The 23,009-nt window shown below is 69.3% G+C and carries 24 protein-coding genes; 15 read left to right on the forward strand and 9 right to left on the reverse strand.

Annotation, left to right across the window (positions count from 1 at the left end):
• Positions 1–156 precede the first annotated feature (156 nt).
• The 7 genes from IT072_RS18510 to IT072_RS18540 all read left to right on the forward strand — a co-directional run bounded on the left by IT072_RS18510 (position 157) and on the right by IT072_RS18540 (position 4,885).
• Positions 157–486, forward strand: a complete 330-nt coding sequence (locus IT072_RS18510; RefSeq protein ID WP_223358303.1) for a hypothetical protein — start codon at positions 157–159, stop codon at positions 484–486.
• A gap of 141 nt (positions 487–627) precedes the next feature.
• Positions 628–1,251, forward strand: coding sequence for a hypothetical protein (locus IT072_RS18515; RefSeq protein ID WP_223358304.1), 624 nt, complete (start codon positions 628–630; stop codon positions 1,249–1,251).
• A 70-nt stretch (positions 1,252–1,321) separates the two neighbouring features.
• On the forward strand, positions 1,322–1,834 hold the full coding sequence (locus IT072_RS18520; RefSeq protein ID WP_223358305.1) for an SdpA family antimicrobial peptide system protein: 513 nt from the start codon (positions 1,322–1,324) through the stop codon (positions 1,832–1,834).
• Positions 1,819–2,796, forward strand: coding sequence for a sporulation-delaying protein SdpB family protein (locus tag IT072_RS18525; RefSeq protein WP_223358306.1), 978 nt, complete (start codon positions 1,819–1,821; stop codon positions 2,794–2,796). Before IT072_RS18520 ends, IT072_RS18525 begins: the two co-directional genes overlap by 16 nt.
• Positions 2,793–3,137, forward strand: coding sequence for an SdpI family protein (locus IT072_RS18530; protein ID WP_223358307.1), 345 nt, complete (start codon positions 2,793–2,795; stop codon positions 3,135–3,137). Before IT072_RS18525 ends, IT072_RS18530 begins: the two co-directional genes overlap by 4 nt.
• Positions 3,134–3,661, forward strand: coding sequence for a hypothetical protein (locus tag IT072_RS18535; protein ID WP_223358308.1), 528 nt, complete (start codon positions 3,134–3,136; stop codon positions 3,659–3,661). Before IT072_RS18530 ends, IT072_RS18535 begins: the two co-directional genes overlap by 4 nt.
• 315 nt (positions 3,662–3,976) lie before the next feature.
• Positions 3,977–4,885 carry an arginase family protein gene (locus IT072_RS18540; RefSeq protein ID WP_223358309.1) on the forward strand — a complete coding sequence of 303 codons (909 nt, stop codon included), beginning with the start codon at positions 3,977–3,979 and terminating at the stop codon, positions 4,883–4,885.
• Positions 4,886–4,906: 21 nt separating this feature from the next.
• Here the strand turns inward: IT072_RS18540 and IT072_RS18545 are convergent, their stop codons facing one another.
• Complete coding sequence (locus tag IT072_RS18545) at positions 4,907–5,803, reverse strand: SDR family oxidoreductase (protein ID WP_223358310.1); 897 nt, start codon at positions 5,801–5,803, stop codon at positions 4,907–4,909.
• 111 nt (positions 5,804–5,914) lie between these two features.
• Here IT072_RS18545 and IT072_RS18550 point away from each other — a divergent pair, with 111 nt between their 5' ends.
• From IT072_RS18550 to IT072_RS18565, 4 genes are all read left to right on the forward strand, one after another.
• Entirely contained in the window at positions 5,915–7,135 is a 1,221-nt protein-coding gene (locus IT072_RS18550) for an MFS transporter (RefSeq protein ID WP_223358311.1), read from the forward strand.
• Positions 7,136–7,364: 229 nt separating this feature from the next.
• A complete protein-coding gene (locus IT072_RS18555) occupies positions 7,365–8,825 on the forward strand; it encodes a DUF6421 family protein (RefSeq protein ID WP_223358312.1) in 1,461 nt (486 codons plus the stop codon).
• The gene (locus IT072_RS18560; protein ID WP_223358313.1) at positions 8,822–9,505 is read left to right on the forward strand and encodes an SDR family oxidoreductase; all 684 of its coding nucleotides are present in this window, start codon (positions 8,822–8,824) and stop codon (positions 9,503–9,505) included. Before IT072_RS18555 ends, IT072_RS18560 begins: the two co-directional genes overlap by 4 nt.
• On the forward strand, positions 9,502–10,575 hold the full coding sequence (locus IT072_RS18565; protein WP_223358314.1) for a threonine aldolase family protein: 1,074 nt from the start codon (positions 9,502–9,504) through the stop codon (positions 10,573–10,575). Before IT072_RS18560 ends, IT072_RS18565 begins: the two co-directional genes overlap by 4 nt.
• Before the next feature lie 422 nt (positions 10,576–10,997).
• Here IT072_RS18565 and IT072_RS18570 read toward each other — a convergent pair whose 3' ends face one another.
• From IT072_RS18570 to IT072_RS18600, 7 genes are all read right to left on the reverse strand, one after another.
• Entirely contained in the window at positions 10,998–11,258 is a 261-nt protein-coding gene (locus IT072_RS18570) for a TetR-like C-terminal domain-containing protein (protein WP_223358315.1), read from the reverse strand.
• 81 nt (positions 11,259–11,339) lie between these two features.
• A complete protein-coding gene (locus IT072_RS18575) occupies positions 11,340–12,119 on the reverse strand; it encodes a GNAT family N-acetyltransferase (protein WP_223358316.1) in 780 nt (259 codons plus the stop codon).
• A gap of 405 nt (positions 12,120–12,524) precedes the next feature.
• A complete protein-coding gene (locus IT072_RS18580; RefSeq protein ID WP_223358317.1) occupies positions 12,525–13,187 on the reverse strand; it encodes a DUF6518 family protein in 663 nt (220 codons plus the stop codon).
• A 183-nt stretch (positions 13,188–13,370) separates the two neighbouring features.
• Positions 13,371–14,387 carry a UTP--glucose-1-phosphate uridylyltransferase GalU gene (gene galU / locus IT072_RS18585; protein WP_223358318.1) on the reverse strand — a complete coding sequence of 339 codons (1,017 nt, stop codon included), beginning with the start codon at positions 14,385–14,387 and terminating at the stop codon, positions 13,371–13,373.
• 22 nt (positions 14,388–14,409) lie between these two features.
• Complete coding sequence (locus IT072_RS18590; RefSeq protein WP_223358319.1) at positions 14,410–15,813, reverse strand: UDP-glucose dehydrogenase family protein; 1,404 nt, start codon at positions 15,811–15,813, stop codon at positions 14,410–14,412.
• A gap of 29 nt (positions 15,814–15,842) precedes the next feature.
• Positions 15,843–17,327, reverse strand: coding sequence for a glycoside hydrolase family 26 protein (locus tag IT072_RS18595; protein ID WP_223358320.1), 1,485 nt, complete (start codon positions 17,325–17,327; stop codon positions 15,843–15,845).
• Positions 17,320–18,888: a glycosyltransferase family 2 protein gene (locus IT072_RS18600; RefSeq protein WP_223358321.1), complete on the reverse strand. Its 1,569-nt coding sequence runs from the start codon at positions 18,886–18,888 to the stop codon at positions 17,320–17,322. The genes IT072_RS18595 and IT072_RS18600 overlap by 8 nt, the downstream gene beginning before the upstream one ends.
• Before the next feature lie 517 nt (positions 18,889–19,405).
• Between IT072_RS18600 and IT072_RS18605 the strand changes: the two genes are divergently transcribed.
• The 4 genes from IT072_RS18605 to IT072_RS18620 all read left to right on the forward strand — a co-directional run bounded on the left by IT072_RS18605 (position 19,406) and on the right by IT072_RS18620 (position 21,800).
• Positions 19,406–19,918: a hypothetical protein gene (locus IT072_RS18605; protein ID WP_223358322.1), complete on the forward strand. Its 513-nt coding sequence runs from the start codon at positions 19,406–19,408 to the stop codon at positions 19,916–19,918.
• Between the two features lie 106 nt (positions 19,919–20,024).
• A complete protein-coding gene (locus IT072_RS18610) occupies positions 20,025–20,615 on the forward strand; it encodes a nitroreductase family protein (protein ID WP_223358323.1) in 591 nt (196 codons plus the stop codon).
• A 260-nt stretch (positions 20,616–20,875) separates the two neighbouring features.
• Positions 20,876–21,490, forward strand: a complete 615-nt coding sequence (locus tag IT072_RS18615; RefSeq protein WP_223358324.1) for a hypothetical protein — start codon at positions 20,876–20,878, stop codon at positions 21,488–21,490.
• A 43-nt stretch (positions 21,491–21,533) separates the two neighbouring features.
• Entirely contained in the window at positions 21,534–21,800 is a 267-nt protein-coding gene (locus IT072_RS18620) for a hypothetical protein (RefSeq protein ID WP_223358325.1), read from the forward strand.
• A gap of 98 nt (positions 21,801–21,898) precedes the next feature.
• On the opposite strand, the gene IT072_RS18625 is transcribed toward IT072_RS18620, so the two are convergent.
• Positions 21,899–22,948, reverse strand: a complete 1,050-nt coding sequence (locus IT072_RS18625) for a zinc-dependent alcohol dehydrogenase family protein (RefSeq protein ID WP_223358326.1) — start codon at positions 22,946–22,948, stop codon at positions 21,899–21,901.
• Between the last annotated feature and the right edge of the window lie 61 nt (positions 22,949–23,009).

A 23,009-nucleotide genomic window follows, 5' to 3' on the forward strand; every position in this document is an offset into this window, starting at 1 on the left:
CCAGCTCGCCCACGCCGAGTGGGAGGTCGCCTCCGGGCGAATCCCGGATCGCCCGTTCGTCATGCTCATCCAGCCCACCGTCGTCAACCCCGCCCGCGGTCGCGGCCGACACACCGCCTGGGCATACACACGCGTCCCAACCGGTCCACAGCCGACATGACTGATGCGATCCTCGACCGGATCGCCTCGGGCACCCGCGACACGATCCTCGCCAGCCAGGTCACCCGCCCGACCGACCTCGAGACGGCCAACCCCAGCCTGAAAGGGGGCGACATCTTCGGCGGCAGGACCCGCGGCCTCGACTTCGCCCGCCGGCCCACACTCCACACCGCCCCCTGGCGCACTCCGATCAAGCACGTCTACCACGACTCCAGCGCCGTCGCGCCCGGCCCCGGCGTCCACGGCATGGCCGGCTACCTCGCCGCCGTCGTCGCCTTTCGCGCCCACTACGGGCTGCCCGCACCATCGCCGACTAACACCGCATAGGAATCGAAGCATCGCGATTATGATAGGTCAGATTCTTTTATATGCATTTCAAGGGCTTGATGCACTGTTTTTATATGTGCACGGTGTGTCACTCTATTGCCAGGCCAACTCGTGAGTTGGACGACGGACAAAGGGGTTTCTATGACTGTTTCTTGGGGAAAAGGGCTTGCCATTACAGCAGGGCTGGTGAGTGCGAGCCTGTTAGGGGCAGCGATCCCGGCCAACGCTGCGCCCGCGGAATCCGCTTCGGTAGTGGAGACGCACGGTAGCAACCTTCAGTACTCAGACCGGGACGTTGTTGACTTTCTCGTCTTCGGGCGGGGAGAGATCGCCGAGAACAAACCTGAACTGCTCGAGGCCCTGAACATGACTCCAGTGCCCGACGCTCCCAGCTCGGTCACCGACCAGCTGCTTGCCGAGTTCATGGAAGAGGACCCGACCTTTCACGAGGACGTCACCGTGAAGGCTCAGGCCGGTGACCCGTATAAGGCGGAAGAGTCCTTGAAGGCCTTCTCGGATGTGGTCCAGGCGGTGGCGGCGAAGCATCAGGTGTCATCGAACGGATCGATGATTTCCACGCGGGCGAACGGGTCGGTGTGGGCGTTCTCAAATTACGTCGTGAGTACTCAGGTCGCCGTCGCGGCGGCCATCGCGATCTCGGTGATTGGTGTTGTTGCCGCGTTGGCCGTGATCGCGTACCAGCGGCCGGGCGACGACAACGCGATTGTGCGGCAGACATATGCGTCGGCGTGGGCCGGGCTGTAGGTCGATGTCGGTAGGTGGACAGCGAACCCGAACGTCCTTCGCCTCTGGGAGGAGGACGTTCGGCTTCGCGTTGGGAGCAGTCGCAGTTCTGCTTGCGATCACCGTGGGAGCGTCGTGGCAGGACAACGTACTTCAGCCCACCACCACAAAGGGAGTCAGATTCGACCTCCAGGTCCTCGTCCCGCAGGGGTGGGCGTTCTTCACTCGCAGTCCCCAGGAGACCAGCTACGTTCTCTATGAGCGGGTCAGTGGCCAATGGGTGCGGGCTGACTCCCTGCCACAGTCAGAAAGCGAGAACCTCTTTGGGTTCAGCAGAGAGCAGCGGGCGCAGGGCACCGAGGTAGGCGTCTTGGCGTCGTCGGTTTCGTCCTTCACCGACTGCGCAGGCTACCTGAGTGAGTGTCTGGCCAAGCCGGCCACGCGGGCATGGGAGATCGCGAACCCGACGAACACCCAGCACTTCTGCGGCGCGATTCGGGTCGTTCAGCAGGAGCCGGTGAAATTCGCCTACCGCAACTCCGCACCGGAGCAGGTTCGAGTGAAGTCGTTCGCAGATTTGGAGGTCACGTGTTCTCACAACTGAGTCCTGGCAGGGACCTTCTTCGTGCGTTCGATTCGCTGGCGAACAACATCCCTCGCTTCCGCAGCGGCTCGATTCAGGTGCAGGTGGGACGATCGCTGATCGCTCTGGCGCAGCTGATCACGCTCGCGCTCACTCCCTGGGTCAGCCTCAGTGCCGACGTCGTAGGAAGAACTCCGGTCGGCTATTGCGAGGGCGTTCGGCAGATCTCGGTGTTTTGCCTGGGCAGCGAGGTCCCGAACGAGTTCGGCAGATGGGCCGGAACCGCGATCGCGATACTGGTGATCAGTGGGCTCTTCCCTCGGTACACGTCGGTGCTGCACGCCTGGTTGGCGCTGTCGATGGGCGTGTCGCTTTCCGTCCCGGATGGTGGAGAATCCGTAGCCGTGTTTTCTGCGGTGCTACTCATTGCGGTGACCGTCCCGGACGGGCGGGTCAACGGATGGGCTCGCCGCGGCTCCCGGACGCCGTCCGGGCACCTCCAGGCGATCGGATATGCCGGCTCGATTGCTCTGTGCCTTCAGCTCTCTGGGATCTACTTCGAGAGCGGTCTGGCCAAACTCGCGGTTACCGACTGGGTGAACGGGAGTGCCATGTTCTACATCACCCGAGACCCGATGTTCGGAAGCGTCGGAGTCGTAGGCGACGTTCTGCACTGGTTTACCGCCCTCCCTATCGGCACTGCACTGCTCACCTGGGGAACGATCATCGCGGAGGTGAGCTTCGCGGTCCTGTTCCTATGCCCCGCCCCGCTCAAGAAGTACGGCTTGATCGGCGCGATCACCTTGCACCTTGGCATCGGTGTGATTATGGGCTTGTGGTCTTTCGCCCTCACCATGATCGGGACGGCCGTAGTGGCTGCCCACACGCTGAGGCCGCGCGAGAGTCGAGCGAATGATGAGGCAGCCACCGAAAACGCATCCAATATCGCGCCCGCGGGTACGAAGGAGTTCGTGACATCATGACAGCGTTGCTGACGCTGATTGGGCTGGCTATTGTGCTGATACTGGTCGTCGGCTTGTGCGCCGGGGGGACGATCGGGGCAAACCGCGGAATCGGCATCCGACTGCCGGCAACCCGATTGAGCGAGAGCGCATGGCGAGCCGGGCACCGCGCGGCGCTCCTACCAGCGATCGTCGGCGGCGGTGTAGTGATCGTCATCGCGGGCGTGGGGCTTGCCTACCCTGATCTTCAGCCGGCGATGCAGGTGATAGGCATCGTCCTGTTCCTGGGTACGCTGACGTGGGCCACCCTCTGCGCCAACAACGCTGCCCGCGCACTGGCTGACGATCGACGAGATCGGTGACCATGGAGCGGATTGTCTTGCAATTCGTTGTCGTCGCGGTCATGACCGCGGCCACTCCGATCGCGCTCGTCGTGTCTGCGTTGCTCTGGCAATCGCCAGCTGCGCAGGTCCCGTCGCATTGGAGCTTCACCGGGACTCCTGAGGTCCAGTCATCCACTACGGTCTTCCTCATCGCACTGGTCCCCTCCGTGCTCTGCAGCATCGTTGCCGTCTTCTGTGCGATCTTCCTGCGCGGAGACGTCGGACGTTGGACGGCAGCAATCGGGTTAGGCGCTCTGGTGCTCGTTGCAGCGTTCTCGAGCCTCATCTGGCCCGTCGCCCAACTGACCGCAGCGACACCGTCGTTGGAGAACCGAATCGGGCCGCCATTCGCGCTCTTCGGCATCGCGCTAGCCCTCGGCGCCGGAGCGTTCGTGATCGCCGCGACACGTGCGCCCGCCGGCACGTCACTCGAACTCCTCGATGACGGTGTCCAGCCAGACCGAGATCCTGGCGCCCGACGCCTCAACGAACGCTGGCGCTGACGGCCCCGCGAGAACCGATCGCGGCGCCCCTCGGGCCAGGCGCCCGCACGCGGGGTGCCGGTTCACGAAGGCGGGGTGCCGGTTCACGAAGGCGGGGTGCCGGTTCACGAAGGCGGGGTGAGGGTGCATGGAGAAGATGGGCGCGGTGAGGGTGGCGTGCTCGAGTCGGCTGTGAGCGGGCGGATGGCTCGGACGGTCTGGGCAGCTGGTGCAACTCGCGCGACTTCCACAGTCGCTTCGAGCGCACGGCCCGCGCCTACGCCTCGCCCTGGACGGCCCTTCGCAACGCTCCTGATCCCTGACAGGCTGGCACACATGATCGCTCTCGTGTCGGCGCCGACGAACCTGGGCCTGCGGCCCCCGCAGCCCGGGAGCGTGCCCGGTGCGGACAAGGCTCCGGAGGCCCTGCGGGAGGCCGGCCTGTTCGGGCGCCTGCTCGCCTCGGGGGCCCGGGATGCCGGGGCGATCGTCGCCGGGCGCTACCGCGATGACGACGGCACGCGCGCGCCCGGTCACGTGCGCAACGAGGAGGCGCTGGTCGATCACGCCCTCCGGCTCGCCGACCGAGTGGGGTCCGTGCTCGACGCCGGCGACGCACCCGTGGTTGTCGGCGGGGACTGCAGCGTGCTGGTCGGGATCGGCCTCGCGCTCGCGCGACGCGGCGGCACCGGGCTCGTCCACCTCGACGGTCACACGGACTTCCGGCACCCGGGCAACAGCGCCGCGTGCGCCAGCGTCGCGGGCGAGGACCTCGCGGCGGCCGTCGGGCTGCACTGGCCGGCCATCGCCGACCTCGACGGGCTCTCGCCGTATTTCGCTCCCGGCCGCGTGGTGCACCTGGGCCACCGGGAGGACGACGAGCACGCGGTGGAGGCGCGCGAGATGCTGGGGGCCGTCGTCTCGGCACGAGAGGCGCGGGAGGCCCGGGAGGCCGCACCGGCACCACTCGTCGCGCGCCTCCGGGACATCGCGGGGCCGGGCTATTGGCTGCAGCTCGACGTCGACCTCCTCGACCCGAGCGTGCTGCCCGCCGTGGACAGCCCTGACCCCGGCGGCCTGGACGTCGAGCAGCTCGGGGAGCTGCTGCAGCAGCTGGCACCCCACGCGGCCGGCGCGTCGATCACGGTCTTCGACCCGGACCTCGATCCGGACGGGCGCTTCGCGCGCCTGCTCACCGACCTCCTGGCCGGCCCGCTCGCCTCCGTCGGGAGCGCACTGCGCTGAGAGCGGCCGCGCGATCCGCGCCTACGGCCGGCGGCCCGTGAAGAAATCCATCGAGTGGTAGACGCCGAGCCGGTCGGCCACCGCATCCCACGCCCGCGTCGGGAGCACGCCCTTGAGCAGGCGAGCGAGGCCGACCGACCACGGGAGCATGAGAAGAGGACGCCCGGCGAGCATCGCCCGCCAGACCTTGTCGACGACGTACTCGGGTGTCAGCACCGGCGTCAGGAGCGGCCCGCGAGCGCCCTCGAACATCCCGGTGTCGATGTAGCTGGGTGCCACCGTGGTGACCTTGACATGGTCGAAGCCCTGCTGCTGCAGCTCCAGCCGCACGCTGTCGCTCCAGCCGATCACCGCCCACTTGCTGGCGGCGTAGACGCTCATGCGCGGGTTGGAGAGAGTGCCGGCCGCGGAGGCGATATTGACGATGCGGGCCTCGCGCGTGCTCTCGATCATGCCGGGCAGGAACTCCCGGGTGATGTACATCGGAGCGAGCGCGTTCACCTGCATGGTCGGCCGGGTGTCGTCGCCGTTGTCGTGCTCCCAGAAGTACTTGCCGCGCACGATGCCCGCGTTGTTGATGAGCACGTCGATCCCGCCGAGCTCGCGGCGCACCGCCTGGGCGCTCTGCGCGATCGCGCCCAGCTCGCCGAGGTCGAGGAAGTAGGGGTGCACGCTCGTCACCGCGCCGCCCGCAGCGGAGGAGGGCGAGCGCGGAGGCGCACCCCACGCGGCGGCGGTGCGGCCGGTGAGGATCTCGGACCGCAACGTGTCGGTCAGAGCTGTGAGGGCGGCGGCGTCGCGGTCCCACAGCACGACCGCGCGGGCGCCCTCGCGCACCGCCCGCTCCGCGTAGAGCCGCCCCATGCCGGACGCGGCCCCGGTGATCAGAACCCGTGCGCCCCGAACCGTTCTCGCCATCTGTCCATCATCGCAGGCGCGAGAAGAATGGTGCGGCGTGTACCATCGACGTGAACACCGACCAGCAGTCGGTTTTGTTCCCCCGCCCGCCTGCCCCGATACGAGGTCCCTGTGACGACGCAGACCGCTCTCGACCGCCGCGCCCTGGTGCGCTGGCGCAACGCGATCACCGCCGCCTTCGGACTCGGCGGCGTGACCATCGCCACCTGGGGCCCGAGACTGCCCGAGCTGATGCGCGAGCTGAACATCGACACGCCCACGGTCGGCGTGCTCATCGCCTGCTCGACGGTCGGGTCGATCGCCGGGCTCGGGATCTCCACTCCCCTGCTCGGGCGCCTGGGCGGTCGGTGGGCGGTCTCGACGGCGCTGCTCACCATCGCCGGCTCGCTGGTACTGCTGGGCGGCGCGCTGCTGCTCCAGTCCGTCCCGCTGGTCGCGGTGGGCTTCGTCACGGTGGGCCTCGGCATCGGGACGCTCGACGTGCTCATCAACGTGGAGGGCGCGGCGATCGAGCAGGCGGCCGCCAAGACCCTCATGCCGCTCATGCACGCCGCATGGTCCGTCGGAGCGGCCATCGGCTCCGGGATCGGCGCAGCCTGCGCCGCCCTCGGCATCGCCCCGTCGGCGCAGTTCACCGCGCTCGGCGTCGTGGTGGCGATCGTCGCACTGGGCATGGCGCGCGCCATCCCGGCCGCGGCTCCCGAGACTCCCGACGCCCCGGCCCGGCCGCCCGTGGCGGCGCGGGTGAAGCAGTGGCTGCGCGGCTGGCTGGACGCGCGGCTGCTCGTCATCGGCGTCGTCATGCTCGGTGTCGAGCTCGGCGAAGGCTCCGCCAACACCTGGCTCACGCTCTCGGTGAAGGACGACCACGGGCAGACCGCAGCCGTCGCCGCCCTGTTCTTCACGATCTTCGCGGCGAGCGAGGCGGCCACCCGCATCTTCGGCGGGCCGGTGGTCGACCGGCTCGGCCGCGTCGCGACGATCCGCTGGACGACCGCGCTGGGCATCGCCGGCCTCCTCCTCTTCATCCTCGGCGGCGCTCTCTGGATGGTGCTCGTCGGCGTCGTGCTGTGGGCGGTCGGCGTATCGATGGGCTTCCCGCTCGGGATGTCCGCGGCGGCCGAGGGCGGTGGCAACGCGGCCGCGCGGGTGAGCGTCGTCGCCTCCATCGGCTACGTCGCGAACCTCGCCGGGCCGCCGGTGCTCGGCGTCGTCGCGCACTCGACGGGGCTGCTCGGGGCGCTCTGGCTGGTCGTCGCGCTGATGGCCGCGGCGTTCGTCAGTGCGCCGGCGCTGCGTCCGCGGGCCGTGCCTGTCGATTCCGGAGAATAGCCGCGACACGCCGCTCAGGATGCCGTAGGGACGGAGGATCGGCGCTATTCCGGATGGATCTCCGGAATAAGCAGGCGGGGAAATGTGCGCGGGAGGCGGATCTCGCGCACGAATTCGCAGAAGTGGGCAAAGAAACGTCCACGATCCGCGGTTAGGCTCGGGTGGAGGCGCGATTTCGCGCGCCCGCAGCCGCCGCAACGCGCGGCCGACCCACGACGGGAGGTTCGTCATGTCTCAGTTCGTCCCCCACTTCACGCAGGACGCGATTGTCGGAGAGCCCGAGGTCGTCGAGGACGCCCGCCCGGTGCGCGAGGTCGCGACGCACCCCGCATGGCTGCGACTGAAGGACGCCGCCGTCGCCCTCCAGGCGTTGCAGGTCAAGGACGGCTCGGTCGAGCAGGAGTCGGACCGCGCCTCCGCCGCCGCGCACGTCGACGCCATCGTCGACGCCATCGGCGAGCTCGCCCCGTTCTTCCCGCACGATGCGGCCTACCTCGCCGCCGCGCAGCGAGACTTCGTGCGCTGGTCGGACGAGGGCTTCGGCGTTCCCGACTTCCTGGACGCGCTGAACGAGTTCCAGCCCCAGCAGCACCGCATCGACGGGCTCGGCCACCTGGTCGTCTTCCCGATGTACACGCAGAACGGCAGTGCGAACCGCCTCGTCGAGGCCGTGCTGGTCGAGGTGATCTGGCCGGAGTTCGTCGCGGAGCTCGAGGCCGGCGACTACGGCAACAAGCTCTTCGTCGCGCTGCGCTTCGTGGACTTCACGCCCGGCTACGACACCAACTCGGCCGTGCTGTTCCCGGAGACCGTCGCGATGCGCGAGATCCCGCAGTTCACCTGGGGCGCGATCTTCCAGGACCGCGAGGCCGCCCGGTACCGCCGGGTGGTGCGCGCCGCCGCCGAGATCACGAAGCTGGAGCTGCCGGCCGACGCCGCCGCGATGCTGGACGACCAGCAGCTCACGGAGGAGACCTTCGTGATGTGGGACATCATCCACGATCGCTCCCACATGCGCGGCGACCTGCCGTTCGACCCGTTCATGATCAAGCAGCGGATGCCGTTCTTCCTCTACTCGCTGGAGGAGCTGCGCTGCGACCTGACGGCGTTCCGCGAGTCGGTGAAGCTGGAGCGCGAACTCAGCGCGCTGCCCGACTCGGAGCTCTCGGACGCGCAGCGCGCGATCCGCGACCACGCGCACCTCGTCCAGTACGCGGTGATCTTCGACCGCATCTTCCGGTTCGCGATCACCGGCAGTCGCGTGCGCAACTACGACGGGCTCGGCGGTCAGCTGCTCTTCGCGTGGATGCACCAGCACGATGTGCTGCACTGGACGGACACCCAGCTCACCATCGACTGGGAGGCCGTCCCGGACGTGGTGGTGGCGCTGAGTGACCAGATCAACGAGCTCTACTGGCGCTCGATCGACCGGCCGAAGGTCGCGCACTGGCTCGCCGCGTACGAGATGCTGACGCAGACGCTCACGCCGCATCCCGCCTCGACGTGGGCGCGCGGGCTGTCCGACGAGATCCTCTCGGGCGCACCCAAGGGCTACACGGACGCGGTGCTCGACGACGAGTTCCCCCTGTCGATGTTCTACGAGGCGCTCAACAAGAAGATGGCGGCGGTGATCGAGTCCACCGCGGGCATCACCGGCACGACGGACGACGCCCCGGCGGGCGCCGCGTGACGGACGCTCTGCCGCTGCACGGCCGGCTGGTGCTGATCGCGGGCGCGACCAGCACCAGCGGCGAGGCCGTCGCTCGAGCGCTGGCGACGGCGGGCGCGACGGTTCTCGCGGTCGGCACGCGCGAGGAGGCTCTCGCCGCCCTCGCCGCGGCCGTCCCGGGAGTCGACACCCGGGTGTGCGACCTGGCCGACCGGGACGCCGTGGCCGAGCTGGCGATGCGCATCCACCTGAAGTTCGGCGCCATCGACGGGCTGATCCACCTGGTCGGGGGCTGGCGCGGAGGCGGCGGGATCGCCGGCCAGTCCGATGAGGACTGGGACTTCCTGGAGCGCGGCTTCCGCACGCTGCGGAACACCACTCGCGTCTTCCTGGACGACCTGACCGGGTCGGAGGCGGGGAGGCTCGCGATCATCTCGTCGACCGCCGTCGAGAGACCCTACGCAGGGGGAGCGAACTACGCCGCGGCGAAGGCGGCGGCCGATGCCTGGACCCGGGCCATCGCCCAGGGGTTCGGGAAGGACGCCCCGAATGCTGCGGCCACCGTGTTCGTCGTGAAGACCCTCGCGGGCCTGGAGGACCGGCTCGGCGAGGAGGTCGTGCGACTCTGGGCACGCTCCCCCGCTGAGATCAACGGCGCGCGCATCCCGCTCGTGGCCCCGGAATCTAGGATGGACGGGTGACGCTACAACTCCACGATCTGAACCTGCGCGGCTTCGCCTCCGACAACTACGCGGGAGTCCACCCCGAGATCCTCGACGCGATCACCGCGGCCAATCAGGGCCACCAGATCGCCTACGGCGAAGACGTCTACACCGAGCGGCTGCACGAGGTCTTCGCGGAGCACTTCGGCGAGGGCGTCCAGGTGTTCCCGGTCTTCAACGGTACCGGCGCGAACGTCGTCGGTCTGCAGTCGATGCTGCCGCGCTGGGGCGCCGTGGTCTGCGCGAAGACCGCGCACATCAACACCGACGAGGCGGGTGCACCGGAGCGGGTCGCCGGGCTGAAGCTGCTCCCGGTCGAGACGCCGGACGGCAAGCTGACGCCGGAGCTGATCGACCGCGAGGCGTGGGGCTGGGGAGACGAGCACCGGGCGCAGCCGCTGGTGGTCTCGATCACGCAGACCACCGAGCTGGGAACCGCGTACACGGTCGAGGAGATCCGCGCGATCGCCGACCACGTGCACGCGCTCGGCATGAGGCTGCACATGGACGGCGCACGCATCTCCAATGCGGCAGCGACCCTGGGCCTCCCGTTGCGCGCCTTCACGACGGACGCCGGCGTCGACGTGCTCAGCTTCGGCGGCACGAAGAACGGGATGCTCTACGGCGAGGCCGTCGTCGTCCTGAACCCGGAGGCGTCCGAGGGGCTCCTCTACCTGCGCAAGCTGAACATGCAGCTCGCCTCCAAGATGCGTTTCATCTCGGCCCAGCTGATCGCGCTGCTCAGCGACGACCTGTACCTGCGCTCAGCCGGCCACGCCAACGCGATGGCCACCCGACTGCGCACGGCGCTCGAGCGCGGAATCGCCGAGGGCAGCATCCAGGGCGTCGGCTTCAGCCAGGAGACCCAGGCGAACGGCGTCTTCGCGACGCTCCCCGCCGGCGTCGCCGACCGGCTGCGCGAGCACTTCCGCTTCTACGACTGGGATGCAGCCCGCAACGAGGTGCGCTGGATGTGCTCGTTCGACACCTCGGAGAAGGACATCGACGACTTCGTCGCGGCACTGGTGCAGGAGCTCGGCGCCGTCTGAGCCTCCTCACCTCGCCGCGGTGCCCCTCGGTCTGGGGTGAGGTCGGGGTACAGAACTGTCCTCCATTTGACCCACAAGTCCGCTATTCTCGAACTGCGGCCGGGGGAACCCGAATATCCACAGGCCGTTACCCCGAACGTATGCCGGGCAGCACGAATGATCCCTAGTCTCCGTGTCGCCCGGCATCGTGGGTTAAATAGGTCGTGCCAGCCGAACCGCGGCGCGGGGCCGAGTCCCGCCGACGCCCCCGAATTGGGGTAGAGGGGTACAGGTTTTGTCCTCCATTTGGCCCACATGGAGGACGTACTTTCCGCTAGTCTGCTGATGCGGCCGGGGAGATCCGAATATCCAGCGGTCGTAACCCCGAAACGCTGCCGGGCTGTGTGGACTAACCCTAGTGTCCATACCGCCCGGCATCGTGGTTAAGGCGCTCGCCCGTCAGGCGCAGCGGCTCCGAGCTCACGCGCCACGGTGTTCACGACGCGATCGACGAACGCGTCGTCGGGAGGAGCGTTGCCCGGGAGGGCCGCCCGCAGGAATGCCGGACCGTAGACGAGATCGAGCACGTACGGCAGGTCGTCCACGGGCGGGATCTCGCCGCGCCCGACAGCTCGTTCGATGACCCGGGCCGTCGACTCGCGCTGCAATCGGAGGAACCGCGTCTCGAAGAGGTCGGGCGGCATCCGACTTCGATGACAATATCGCGATCACGATCGTGGCCGACGGCGAAGACCGGGTCTGGCCGACGGCCGTGTGATACGGGATCAGCGCCCCTGCTCCCAATAGGAGTAGCGGGACGCCGGCGTGAAGCCGAGTCCCTCGTAGAGTGCGAGGGCTGCGGCGTTGCCGGCGACGACCTGCAGCCAGAGCCGTTCGACACCGGCCGACCCCGAGGCCTCGGCGAGCGCGACCGCCAGCCTGCGGGCGAGACCGCGTCGACGTGCGCGCGGGAGGGTGGCGACCGCGTAGAGGCCACCCCAGCCCTCGGCGAGGGCGAGGCGCGCGACGGCATCCGGATCCGCGCTCGCGCCGGCCCACGCGTAGAGCGCGGGACCACCCGCGAGGATGCTCTCGACCGTGGCGCGCTCCGATGCGCCACCGCGACCGTCGACGGCCCACCACGTGTCCAGCCAGCCGCGCGGCGGCGAGGCCGCCACGGAGACGTCGGAGGGAGCGTCCAGAGCATCGCCCGAAGCCGTCTCCAGGAGGGTCGCGGCAACCGCGGAACGCTCCGCCACCAGGATGCCCGTCTCGGAGTGCTCACGGTAGCCACGCCTCTCGAGCTCTCCGACCAACGCGTCGGACGATGCGGGGCTCACCTGGAACACCGTGGGGAGGGCACGCATCGCGTACCAGCGCTCGGCCGCATCCACGGCCTCCCCGATGTCGCCGGAGCCCGGGTCGCCGATCGCGAGCACGGAATTCGCCCGATTCGTGACACCGCCGGCCGCCCGAAGCGCCCAGGGTCCGAGCTCCTCGCGATGGAGCGCCGGCCAGCCCCTGTCAGCGAGGCGGTCGAGGGTGGCAGGCAGAGGGAGTTCCATCCGATCACGCTACCCGGCGCCCCTGCCCGCAGGGCCGGGGACGGCGTACGGTCCGGCCCAAGACCGTCGCCCACGTCGTCCATTACCGTCGGAAGACGTACGTTACGCGACCCTCCGAGGGATACGCCCTGCTCAAGCGGGTGCGCACGCTGCTGCGCGACGGCACCACCGACCTCGTCCCGCTCGTGCACCGCGACGGCTTCGGATGACTCGTCGTGGGTCCCGGCATTCCGATCGCCGTCGATGAGATCGAGACCGATGCCGGCCGCAGCGAGAAGCACACGCTCAAGCGGCTCGGGCTGGACTGAGCCGCCCCCGCAGTGCCTGCGCCGTCGCGGTACGACTGCGCCAGGTCGCCGTGCGGCGAACGGACCGTGGGAGCGCATTCGCATCCGGTCGGCGTCGTCACCGCCAGATGTCGAGGAGCGTCCAGAGCGCGATGTAGACCGCGCTGGCGGCGAGGGACGCGCCGGCGACGGCGGCCGCCTGGCGGACGGCGAGGCGGTTGCACCCGATCGTGACGGCGATGACGACCGCGGAGAGCACGATCTCGATGATCCAGTAGACCGGGCTCGTGGTGTCGGCGATGGCGACGAGCGCCCACACTCCTTCGCCGAGCAGCACGGCGGACAACGGCACCGTCGCGAGGGCGGAGCGCAGCCGGGAACCATGCCGGGCGATCGCTGCGGACAGCCCGATCACCGGGCCGGCGACGAGGGCGATGATCGTCCAGACGCTGGTGAACGGGTCCGCGTAGAAGTATCCGCGCCAGGCCGAGACGACGCCGTAGCCCTCCACCATCAGGAGGAACGAGACCGCTCCCAGTACCGCACCGAGGGCCGGGCGCGCCCGGCTGAGCCAGACGATCCCGAAGGCGAGCATCGTCCAGCCCCCGGCGGAGTTGGCGAACGAGGAGGTCCACTCGGGAAGGTACTGCTGGCCGAAGCTGGTCAGGCCGCCGACTACGAGCGAGCCGATCGCCACTCCCGCGACGCTCGTCGCTCCGCGGATCCACGGCGACCACGCGCCCCGAGCCGGAACCGTCACTGGCCGTGTCGCACTGGTCATGCCCCGACTCTAGGAACCCGCATGCCCACGGCGCGTCCGTCTCGCGACGGACATCCGCCCGCGACAGCTGCGATTCGGGACGTCCGCGGCCGGGCGCCGCACCGCCGTCGTCCCGTCGCGCCGCGGTCGTTCGGACTGCGGTGCGACGGGGCGCGTGGCGGAGGGGCGTGGCGGCGGGAGGGGTCAGGCCCCGGCGATGGGGAGCAGCTCGCGCTCGCGCTTGGGCGCCTGCTTCGGCTGCTTGGCGGCGGGGCGCACCGGTGCGGCGGGCACGGCGGCCGGCGCGACGACCTCCTGCGCAGCAGCGGGCGCGATCCCGTCCGCGAACTCGCGCAGCCACGGCAGCAAGCCGGGGCCGAGGTCGTCGCGGGCGGAGGCCAGCTGCACGATCGCCTTGATGTAGTCGAGGCGGTCGCCCGTGTCGTAGCGGCGTCCGCGGAAGATGACGCCGTGCACTCCCCCGGTCCACGGCGGCGCGGTCGCGAGCCCCTCGAGCGCGTCGGTCAGCTGGATCTCGCCGCCCTTGCCCGGCTCCGTCTTCTCCAGGATGTCGAAGATCTCGGGACGCAGCACGTAGCGTCCGATCACGGCGTAGTTGGAGGGGGCGTTCTCGCGGCTCGGCTTCTCGACGAGGCCGGTGATCCGCACCACGTCGTCCTCGTCGGTCTCCAGGACCGCGGCGGCGCCGTAGAGGTGGATGGAGTCCGGCGGCACCTCCATGAGGGCGACCACGGTGGTGTTGAGCGCGTGCTGCACCTCGAGCATCCGGGCGAGCAGCGGGTCGCGCTCGTCGATGATGTCGTCGCCGAGGAGCACGGCGAAGGGCTCGTGGCCGATGTGCATCTTGGCACGGAGGACGGCGTGCCCGAGCCCCTTGGGGTCGCCCTGGCGCACATAGTGCATGTCGGCGAGGGAGGTGGAGTGGCTCACCTTCTGGAGCTTGTCGGTGTCGCCCTTGCGGACGAGCGTGTCCTCCAGCTCGGTGTTGCGGTCGAAGTGGTTCTCGAGCGCGTTCTTGTTGCGGCCGGTGATGAGGAGCACGTCGTGCAGGCCGCTCGAGACGGCCTCCTCGACCACGTACTGGATCGCCGGCTTGTCGACCACCGGGAGCATCTCCTTGGGCATGGCCTTGGTGGCCGGCAGGAAGCGGGTGCCGAGGCCCGCCGCGGGGATCACGGCCTTGGTGACGTAACTGGTCATGTCGGTTCCTTCGATCGGAGGGCTAGTGGACGGGGGCGAGGGAGGCGAGGTCGCGCTCGATCGGAGCGACGACGGGGACGGTGCCCATGGCGAGCACATCCCAGCCCGCGCTGCTCCAGGCGGCCTGATCGAGGCAGTTGCGGGCGTCGATCACGGTGCGGCCGGCGGCGAGCGCCTTGAGCGCGGCCGGGTCGGCGGTGGTGAACTCGTCCCACTCCGTGAGCACGACGAGCACATCGGCACCGGCGACGGCGTCGGCCATCGAGTCGGCGTAGCCGAGGGTCGGGTAGAGCCGCTGTGCGGTCTGCCGCGCCTGCGGGTCGTACACGACGACCTGCGCGCCCCGCAGGTGCAGGGCGGCGGCCACGTTGAGCGCGGGCGAATCGCGCACATCGTCGGTCTCCGGCTTGAACGCCGCGCCGAGCACGCCGATCCTCCGGTTGAGCACGGAGCCGCCGAGCGCCTTCAGCGCGAGGTCGATCACCCGCTGGCGTCGGCCCATGTTGATCTCGTCGACCTGCTGCAGGAGACCGACGGCGGCATGCGCGCCGAGCTCGCTCGAGCGGTGCATGAGGGCCCGGATGTCCTTGGGCAGGCAGCCTCCGCCGAAGCCGAGGCCGGCGTTGAGGAACTGTCGTCCGATGCGCTTGTCGTGCCCCAGCGCGTCGGCGAGGAGCGAGACGTCCGCTCCCGCCGCGTCGCAGACCTCGGCGATCGCGTTGATGAACGAGATCTTCGTCGCGAGGAACGCGTTCGCGCTCACCTTCACGAGTTCGGCTGTGGGGAGGTCGGCGACGAGGACCGGCGTCCCCTCGGCGATCGGCGCGGCGTACACACGGCGCAGGAGCGCCTCCGCGGCCGCACTGGTGCCGCCGAAGACGAGACGATCCGGGTGCAGGGTGTCGTCGACGGCCTTGCCCTCGCGGAGGAACTCCGGGTTCCAGACGAGCTCGACCTTCACGCCGGCGGGCGCCGCCTCCGCGACGATCGCACGGAGGCGCGCGCCGGTACCGACCGGGACGGTCGACTTGCCGACGATCAGGGCGTCGTGCGTGAGGTTCTCGGCGATACCGCGCGCCGCCGCCTCCACGTAGGCGAGGTTGGCGGCGAACGAGCCGGACTGCTGCGGCGTGCCGACGCAGATGAAGTGCACGTCGGCCGTGGCGACCGCCTCGGCGATGTCCGTCGTGAACGACAGCCGCCCGGCGGCGACGTTCGCGCGGATCAGCTCCGGGAGGCCGGGCTCGAAGAACGGTGCGCGCCCCTCCCGCAGCTCCTCCACCTTGCGCGGGTCGGTGTCGACGCCGACGACGTCGAAGCCGAGTTCGGCCATGGCGGCGGCGTGCGTGGCCCCGAGGTATCCGGTGCCGATGACGCTGATGCGGGGAGCAGGCTGCTCCTTCGGGGACTTCTTCGCGGTGGTCATGTCGTGTCCTTCCGGTGAGGCGGTGCCGCTCAGGGCGCCGGGGTCAGGGTGAAGCGGTCTTCCGGTCTCGTGAGACCGGCGATGAATGCGGAGAGGGTGTCGGCGCGGGAGTCGATGCGCCAGTCGTTGGTGGCGCGCACCCCCTCGACATAGCTGGTGATCGCGAGGTTGAACCAGGAGAAGCCGATGATGTCGTCGTTCTCGGGCTTGCCGAGCGCGTCGAACAACGATGTGATCCATTTCGCCTTGTAGCCCCCGGTCTCGGACGCCCCGATCTCGGCGAGGATGATCGGCTTCTTCGTCAGGGCCCGCAGTTTGTCCAGCGTCGGCTTGAACGTGTAGTCGAAGCTGAAGTCGTTGTCGGCCTTGTACGGCGGGCGCAGGTAGCCGGAGACGCCGACCCAGTCGACGTAGTCGTCCCCGGGATAGAGGGCCTCGGTGAACCCGTCGACCTTGTGCGTGGCGGCGAGGTTGTTGACGATGTTCGGCGCCCAGACCCAGACCACCAGGCTGTTCGCACCCTCCTGCTGGAAGATGTCGTGGACGTGGCGCCACATCTTCACGTAGTCGCCGACGTTGTTGCCGTTGATGGACCGGCCCTGGCCGTCGGTCTCGTTCCACGGGTACCAGGTGGCGTTCATCTCGTGGTCGAGCCGGATGGCGAGCGGGAGGCCGGTGGCGACGATGTCCTTCGCATACTGGTGCAGGTAGGCGTCGAAGTCGCCTCCGATGATCTTGGGCAGCGAGTATGCGGGGGCGTCGGTCGTGTCGTTGGCGGACTTGATGGGCCGCGACTCCCACGTCATCATCGGCATGCGACCTTGCGCCCAGGCGCGGGTCACCGCGTTGGCGCGGTAGGTCTCGTCCCAGCCGCTGAAGTAGCCGACCAGGTTGGGCGCCACGCCGACCTTCGCGCTGGTGGCGTCGAAGGTCGCCCAGTTGAACGGCGCCTGCTCGGTGTACATGCCGTAGTAGCGGCTGGACGGGGAGATCAGGTCGGCGCGCGCGGGTGCGGTGATCGGCGCCGCGCCGGTCCCGCCGGACGAGCCGCCGTCGCCGCTCCCGGAGCCGGAGGCGCTCTGGCCCGAACCCTTCGACCCGGCCGACGCCTTGGCGTTCGCGGCGGCGAGCTGGGCTTTGACGCTCGCGAGCTGGTTCTGAGCGGCGGTGGCCTGCCGTTGCGCGGTGGCGAGCTGCTTGGCCGTCGACGCCTGCGCGGCGAGGGCCTCCTGCTCCATCGCGGTCAGCTTGCCCTTCTGGGAGGCGATGGTCTCCGTCGCGCGCTGGAGGTTGCGACGCAGCTCGGTGTTCTGGGCAGCGTACGGGGTGATCGCCTCGGTGGCTTCGGCGACGGCCTTGCGCAGCGGCGCACCGGTGGGCGACGCCCAGACGAACGCCGACAGGCCGACCAGGGTGGCGGTCAGCAGGATGGCGGCGGCGGCCGTCGCCTGCGAACGGGACCGGGACTGCGACCACCAGGTCGCGGCTCTCGTGGTGATCGAGGGGCTAGACAAGGAACAGAGCCTCCAGGGTCAGGATCGCGAAACCGATCAGGTACGGGATGGCGGCGTACGGGTTGAGCCGGCGCCGCTTCGGGGTCTTCGTGGCTTTCGCCGCCCTGGCCGCCGCACGCGTGGTGGTCGGCGCGACGACGGGACGCGTGGCGACCGCGGTGAGGCTGCCCGTCTGCAGGGCGGTGGCCGTGGTCACACCGCCGACGGCGTCCGGCAGGCCTGCGGGGGAACCCGCCGGCGAGCCGGGACCGGCCGGCCCGGCGGCCGTCGAGTCGAGAGCGGCGATCTCATCGTCCGACGAGATCTCGGCAGGGCCTCCCGCGTAGGCGCCGGCACGGGTGCCCCAGCCGCTGGCGTGCGCCATGCGGAAGAACCCGATGAGCCGGATCGGCATGAGGAAGAAGGTCGAGACGATGATGAAGATCGGCAGCCGGAAGAAGTCGGAGGGCTTCTCGGAGAGGTGCCGGATCTGACGGATCGACATGCTGATCACCGAGGAGGCGACCATCAGCGCGACCACCGTCACGACGCCCGCCGAGACGCCGTACTCCTTGAGGAAGCCCTGGTAGAAGTTGTAGCCCTGGCCGGTGATCGACCGGTAGACCCAGCCGCCCAGCACGCCCGCGAGCACGAACGGCAGGATGATGTCCATCACGAAGAAGAACGCCAGCAGCGGGGCGTGCCCGAGCATCCAGGGCAGCATCCGGAGCGTGTTGTACTGGCTGCCGCGCGCCCAGCGGAGCTGCTGTTTGAAGAGCTTCTTCACCTTGAGCGGGGCGTCCGTGTAGCAGAGGCTCGTGTGCTGGTAGACGGTGCGGTAGCCCTCTTTGAGTGTGAGGTTCGTGAGGGTGCGGTCGTCCGAGACCTCGAGGAAGACGCCGAGGAACTTCTCGTTCATGAACTTGTCCATGACGCGCATCAGGATCGAGCGGCGGAACGCGATCGTGCGGCCCGGGAGGCAGCCGATCTGCCCGACGACGCTCTGGGCGGGCATCGAGTAGAGCGCCCGCGAGTTCTCCAGCCAGTCCGCCCAGCGGGTGATCCAGCTGCGCTCCGGCTCCAGGATGCGCTGCTTGGTCGTCACGCCGCCGACGCGCTGATCGGCGAACGGCTTGACCAGCTCGGAGAGCGTGTCCTGCGTCCACACGGTGTCGGAGTCGACCAGGACGGTGATCTCTCCGGTGGACATCCGCGTCCCGATCATGACGGCGTTCCGCTTGCCCGGGATCGGTGTGTGGACCCAGCGCACGAGAGGCGCGAACTCTTCGCACACCTCAGCGAGCTCGGGGTTCGGGGCGCCGTTGATGACGACGATGATCTCGCCGGGCCGCTGCTCGACCATGCGGCCGAGCACGTCGCGGAACAGGTCGAGCGGCTCGTCGACGACCGGGACGACGACGCTGGTGGTGCCGTGGAAGTCGTCCGTGTACGGGCGGTAACGACGGGACATCAGGACCTTCACGATCCAGATGACCCAGATGAGGGCGGAGTACACGGCGAAGAGATAGATCTCGGGATGGCCGCCGAACATGTGGCGGATCTGCAGCAGGAAGATGAACACGAACGGACCTCTCACGGTGAGCTGGGGGGTGGCATCCGCGACGGTGGGGACCTGGTCTGGTTCGGGTGGATCAAGTTCTACGGGCTCTCAGGCATGGCCCGCAAGTAGGGGTGGACAAGCCGGGTCGGCGCGTCGGCCGGCGCCGCCGTTGGGTCCTGTCCGCAGACACGCGGACACCCTTCCGCCGCCGCCAGACGAAGGGAGATCCCGGGCGCGTCGCCGATTGAAAGGCCGATCAGGCACCAAATCGCTGGACGGCGCGCCCGAACTGACGGACACTCGGGTTTTGTACCCCGTAGAACGAGTCGTGTACCCCGAATGGCCGGCCTGGACGCACGCTGCGAATGTTACGAATCTTTACATGTGCGTCATCCTGCGTTAACAGAATCGCCCGCGCGAGAGCACCCTTCGCCGCCGCCCGGCCCCGGGTCTAGGCTGAGCGCCGTGGGGCAGGCCGACCGCCTGCGTCCGCATTCCCGTCCGCGGCTGAGGAGGGCGCTCTGCGATGACTCGATCTGTGACGACTCGACACACCCGGGCCCGCGCCGGCGCCGCGGCGGGACTCTCACTCGCTCTGCTGCTGCTTCTGACCGGCTGCGACCTCGTCGTGCCACAGGACACCCTCCACATCCACGAGACGAGCGACGGGGTGAGCGGCACCGTCGACGATGTCTTCGTGGCCAACGCCGACCTGCTGACCTCACCGGACGGAGACGGCCCCGCAGGACTCGTCGCCAGCCTCGTCAATCAGAGCACGTCGTCACGCGACGTCCGCATCCACACCGCCGCGGGCGGCGAGACCGTCGCACTGGAGCCCTCCGGAGTCGTGCAGCTCGGGGTGCCACAGGGCGAGACCGTGGAGTTCGCCGGGCTCGATGCCAAGCCGGGTGCCCTGGCGGATGTGACCTTCGAGTCCGGCTCGGAGTCGCTGACGATGCGGGTGCCGGTACTCGACGGCGCGCAGTCGCAGTACAGGGACCTGGTGCCGACAGCGCCACCCACGCCGATGCCCACCCCCACGTCGGAGTAGCTGGGCGAACCATCCGCGGAATACTCCCGGCGTCCATGTGTTTACATCGATATAGCCGGGCAATGGAGCCTCGAGGCCACCGATCCACACTTCGAGGAGAACACCCATGTCGCTCACCGACGCCACGCCCCGCAGCGCCGAGACCGCCGCGCCCCTGCTCCCCGCGCTCGCCGAGCGCTGGAGCCCGCGCTCCTTCGACGGCGCCGCCGTCATCGACGACACCAAGCTCACCGCCGCCCTCGAGGCGGCGCGCTGGTCCCCGTCGGCCAACAACTCGCAGCCGTGGCGCTTCATCGTCGCCCGTCGCGGGACTCCGGAGTTCGACAGCATCGCCGCCAACCTCCTCGGCTTCAACCAGGCGTGGGCGGGAGCTGCGAGTGTTCTCATCGTCGCCGTGGCGGAGACCGCCGACGCAGAGGGCACCCCGCGCCGCTGGGCCACCTACGACGTGGGCCAGGCCGTCGCCCACCTCACCATCCAGGCCCGCCACGACGGCCTCCACACCCACCAGATGGGCGGCTTCCAGCCCGACGGCCTCCGCGAGGCGTTCGGCCTCGAGGAGCGCTTCGTCCCGGTGTCGGTGACCGCCCTCGGCACCCTCGGCGACGCCGACGCGCTCCCCGAGCAGCTCCGCGAGCGCGAGCTCGCACCGCGCACCCGCCGCCCCCTCGACGAGGTCGTGCTGGTCCGCGCCTGACCGCTGCCGACGTTCTCGAGAAGGCCCTCATCCCCTGCGGATGAGGGCCTTCTCCGTGCATGCATTGCGGAGATGTGCGTCGCCATTACGGAATGTGCTCCCGCGACCACTGGCGTTCGACGTGGGCTTGGTAGTCCTGGTGGGAACCCTCGTAGGTCGATCGGACTCCTCGATCGCAGAGGCTACCGAGACTCTCATCGACGAGACTTGTTCCGAGCGATCTCGCTCGTCCCTGCGGAGTCTCTGCAAGGAGAGATCATGTGGAGAACAACGAAGTTCGCCTCTGCCATCGCGGTAGCCGTCGTCGCCGGTATCGGCGCGGTCGCCGGCGCTCCTCCCGCGAATTCGGCACCGCCGGTCGAAAACTCGGTTGCCCCGAAGTGCCCACCGAAGCCATCGACGGTCCGCTGGACCCGAGCACCTTCGAAGGAGAAATCGTCGTCGCCGTTCCGTCAGGGCACGAGATCGTCGTGAGCGTGGAGAAAGGAGAGGCCCCCGCGGTCATCGCCCAGGTGCGCTCCGATGACGCGGCGGGAGTAGCGCCGACTCGAGGTCGCATGGTCGAGGCTCGCGCGGGATGCGGTGAAAAGGTGCGCTCGGTAGCAGGACAGTTCGGCTGGATGACGAGCGTCCAGGGATGCGCCGTCGCGGGTTATCCGGGTTACCAACGAGAGTACTCGTGGAGCAAGACCTCGGACGCCGGCCTCTGCACCAAGGGCAAGGGCTTCAACAGCAGCAACGCCGGAACGTGGTACAGCACCGCCTGCAGCAGCGGCAATTGGACGGTGCCTTGGGGCAATGTCCTCGCCTATACGCAGATGCAAGGGATGTCCACGGCCGGGGTCGTGGGAGCGACGTATGACTGGCGCGCATAGCCCGGCCGAAACACATCCACACGGGACGAAAGGACGTGACCACATGAACGCGCGACGGCTCCACCCGAAGGCGGTCCTCTCCTGGGGGATCGCGCTCACGATCGCCGGATCGGTGCTGACCGTCTTCATCCCGAACATCGCGTCGTTCTTCACAAATGCGCAGACTGCGGCGACCGGGGTCGACCAGGGGATCCTCGTGCTGCTCGACCTGGTTTCGCGTATCGTCGGCGGCGTCGTGACTCCGCTCGGGGTCGTGCTGATCGGCGCCGCCGTCGTCATGGCCTACGTGCGTGAACGGGTCCGCGCCTGAGCACCTCCGCCGAAGTTCACGTCGTGGCCCTCATTCCGAGCGAATGAGGGCCACGACGTGAACTTCGGCGGAGGGGGAGGCGCGCGGCGGGGGCGGGGCTAGGGGCGCACCAGCGTCTTGATGGCGCGGCGCTCGTCCATGGCGGCGTACGCCTCGGCGATGTCGCTGAGGGGGAGTTCGAGGTCAAAGACCTTGCCCGGATGGATGGCGCCGGACCAGACGTCCTGGAGGAGCTCCTCGACGTAGTTGCGCACGGGGGCGACGCCGCCGTTGACCCCGATGTTGGCGTTGAACAGCGGGCGGACGGGGAGCTCGGGGCCGCCGTTCGGGACGCCGACGTAGCCGACCATGCCGCCGGGACGCGCCGAGCGGATCGCCTGGTCCATCGACTCCTTGGTTCCGACCGCCTCGAGGACGCAGTCCGCGCCGACGCCGTCGAAGAGAGCCTTCACGGCGGCGACGCCGGCGTCGCCGCGCTCGGCCACGATGTCGGTCGCGCCGAACTCGCGGGCGAGCGCCTGGCGCGGCTCGTGCCGCGACATGGCGACGATGCGGGAGGCGCCGAGCCGTGCCGACGCGAGCACGGCGCACAGGCCGACGGCGCCGTCGCCGACCACGACGACCGTGCTGCCCGCGGTGACACCGGCGGAGACGGCCGCGTGGTGGCCGGTCCCCATGACATCCGAGAGTGTCAGGAGGCTCGGGATGAGCTCCTCAGCGGGATAGGAGGGCGTGGCGACGAGGGTGCCGTCGGCGTGCGGCACGCGCACCCGCTCGCCCTGCCCGCCGTCGGCGAAGCCGCCGACCTGGTCGTTGGCACCCCACCAGCCGCCGTGCAGGCATGAGGTGCTGACGCCGTTGCGGCAGTTCACGCAGGTCATGTCGCAGTCGTAGAACGGCGCGATGACGAAGTCGCCGGGTTTGATCGTTCGCACGTCGGGGCCGACGGCCTCCACGACGCCCACGAACTCGTGACCGATGCGACGGGGCTTCGGGGTCGGGGCGATGCCGCGGTAGCCCCAGAGATCGGAACCGCACACGCAGGCCGCGACGACCCGGACGAGGGCGTCTCCGCCGGTGGAGAGGACGGGATCGGGGACCTCTTCGAGACGGACGTCTCGCTCCCCGTGCAGAACGGTTGCGCGCATGGGACGAGCCTACGCCCGCGTGCGAGCCGCTCCGGCGTCGCCTGCGGTTGGTTGTCGGGCC

Origin of the sequence: Leifsonia sp. ZF2019 (genome assembly GCF_019924635.1) — a bacterium.
Classification (GTDB): domain Bacteria; phylum Actinomycetota; class Actinomycetes; order Actinomycetales; family Microbacteriaceae; genus Leifsonia.

Bases quoted from the DNA above. Each gene is read 5' to 3' on its own strand.
- IT072_RS18510 (WP_223358303.1), top strand. From the start codon at position 157: ATGACTGATGCGATCCTCGACCGGATCGCCTCGGGCACCCGCGACACG.
- IT072_RS18515 (WP_223358304.1), top strand. From the start codon at position 628: ATGACTGTTTCTTGGGGAAAAGGGCTTGCCATTACAGCAGGGCTGGTG.
- IT072_RS18530 (WP_223358307.1), top strand. From the start codon at position 2,793: ATGACAGCGTTGCTGACGCTGATTGGGCTGGCTATTGTGCTGATACTG.
- IT072_RS18540 (WP_223358309.1), top strand. From the start codon at position 3,977: ATGATCGCTCTCGTGTCGGCGCCGACGAACCTGGGCCTGCGGCCCCCG.
- IT072_RS18545 (WP_223358310.1), bottom strand. From the start codon at position 5,803: ATGGCGAGAACGGTTCGGGGCGCACGGGTTCTGATCACCGGGGCCGCG.
- IT072_RS18555 (WP_223358312.1), top strand. From the start codon at position 7,365: ATGTCTCAGTTCGTCCCCCACTTCACGCAGGACGCGATTGTCGGAGAG.
- IT072_RS18570 (WP_223358315.1), bottom strand. From the start codon at position 11,258: ATGCCGCCCGACCTCTTCGAGACGCGGTTCCTCCGATTGCAGCGCGAG.
- IT072_RS18575 (WP_223358316.1), bottom strand. From the start codon at position 12,119: ATGGAACTCCCTCTGCCTGCCACCCTCGACCGCCTCGCTGACAGGGGC.
- IT072_RS18580 (WP_223358317.1), bottom strand. From the start codon at position 13,187: ATGACCAGTGCGACACGGCCAGTGACGGTTCCGGCTCGGGGCGCGTGG.
- galU (WP_223358318.1), bottom strand. From the start codon at position 14,387: ATGACCAGTTACGTCACCAAGGCCGTGATCCCCGCGGCGGGCCTCGGC.
- IT072_RS18590 (WP_223358319.1), bottom strand. From the start codon at position 15,813: ATGACCACCGCGAAGAAGTCCCCGAAGGAGCAGCCTGCTCCCCGCATC.
- IT072_RS18610 (WP_223358323.1), top strand. From the start codon at position 20,025: ATGTCGCTCACCGACGCCACGCCCCGCAGCGCCGAGACCGCCGCGCCC.
- IT072_RS18620 (WP_223358325.1), top strand. From the start codon at position 21,534: ATGAACGCGCGACGGCTCCACCCGAAGGCGGTCCTCTCCTGGGGGATC.
- IT072_RS18625 (WP_223358326.1), bottom strand. From the start codon at position 22,948: ATGCGCGCAACCGTTCTGCACGGGGAGCGAGACGTCCGTCTCGAAGAG.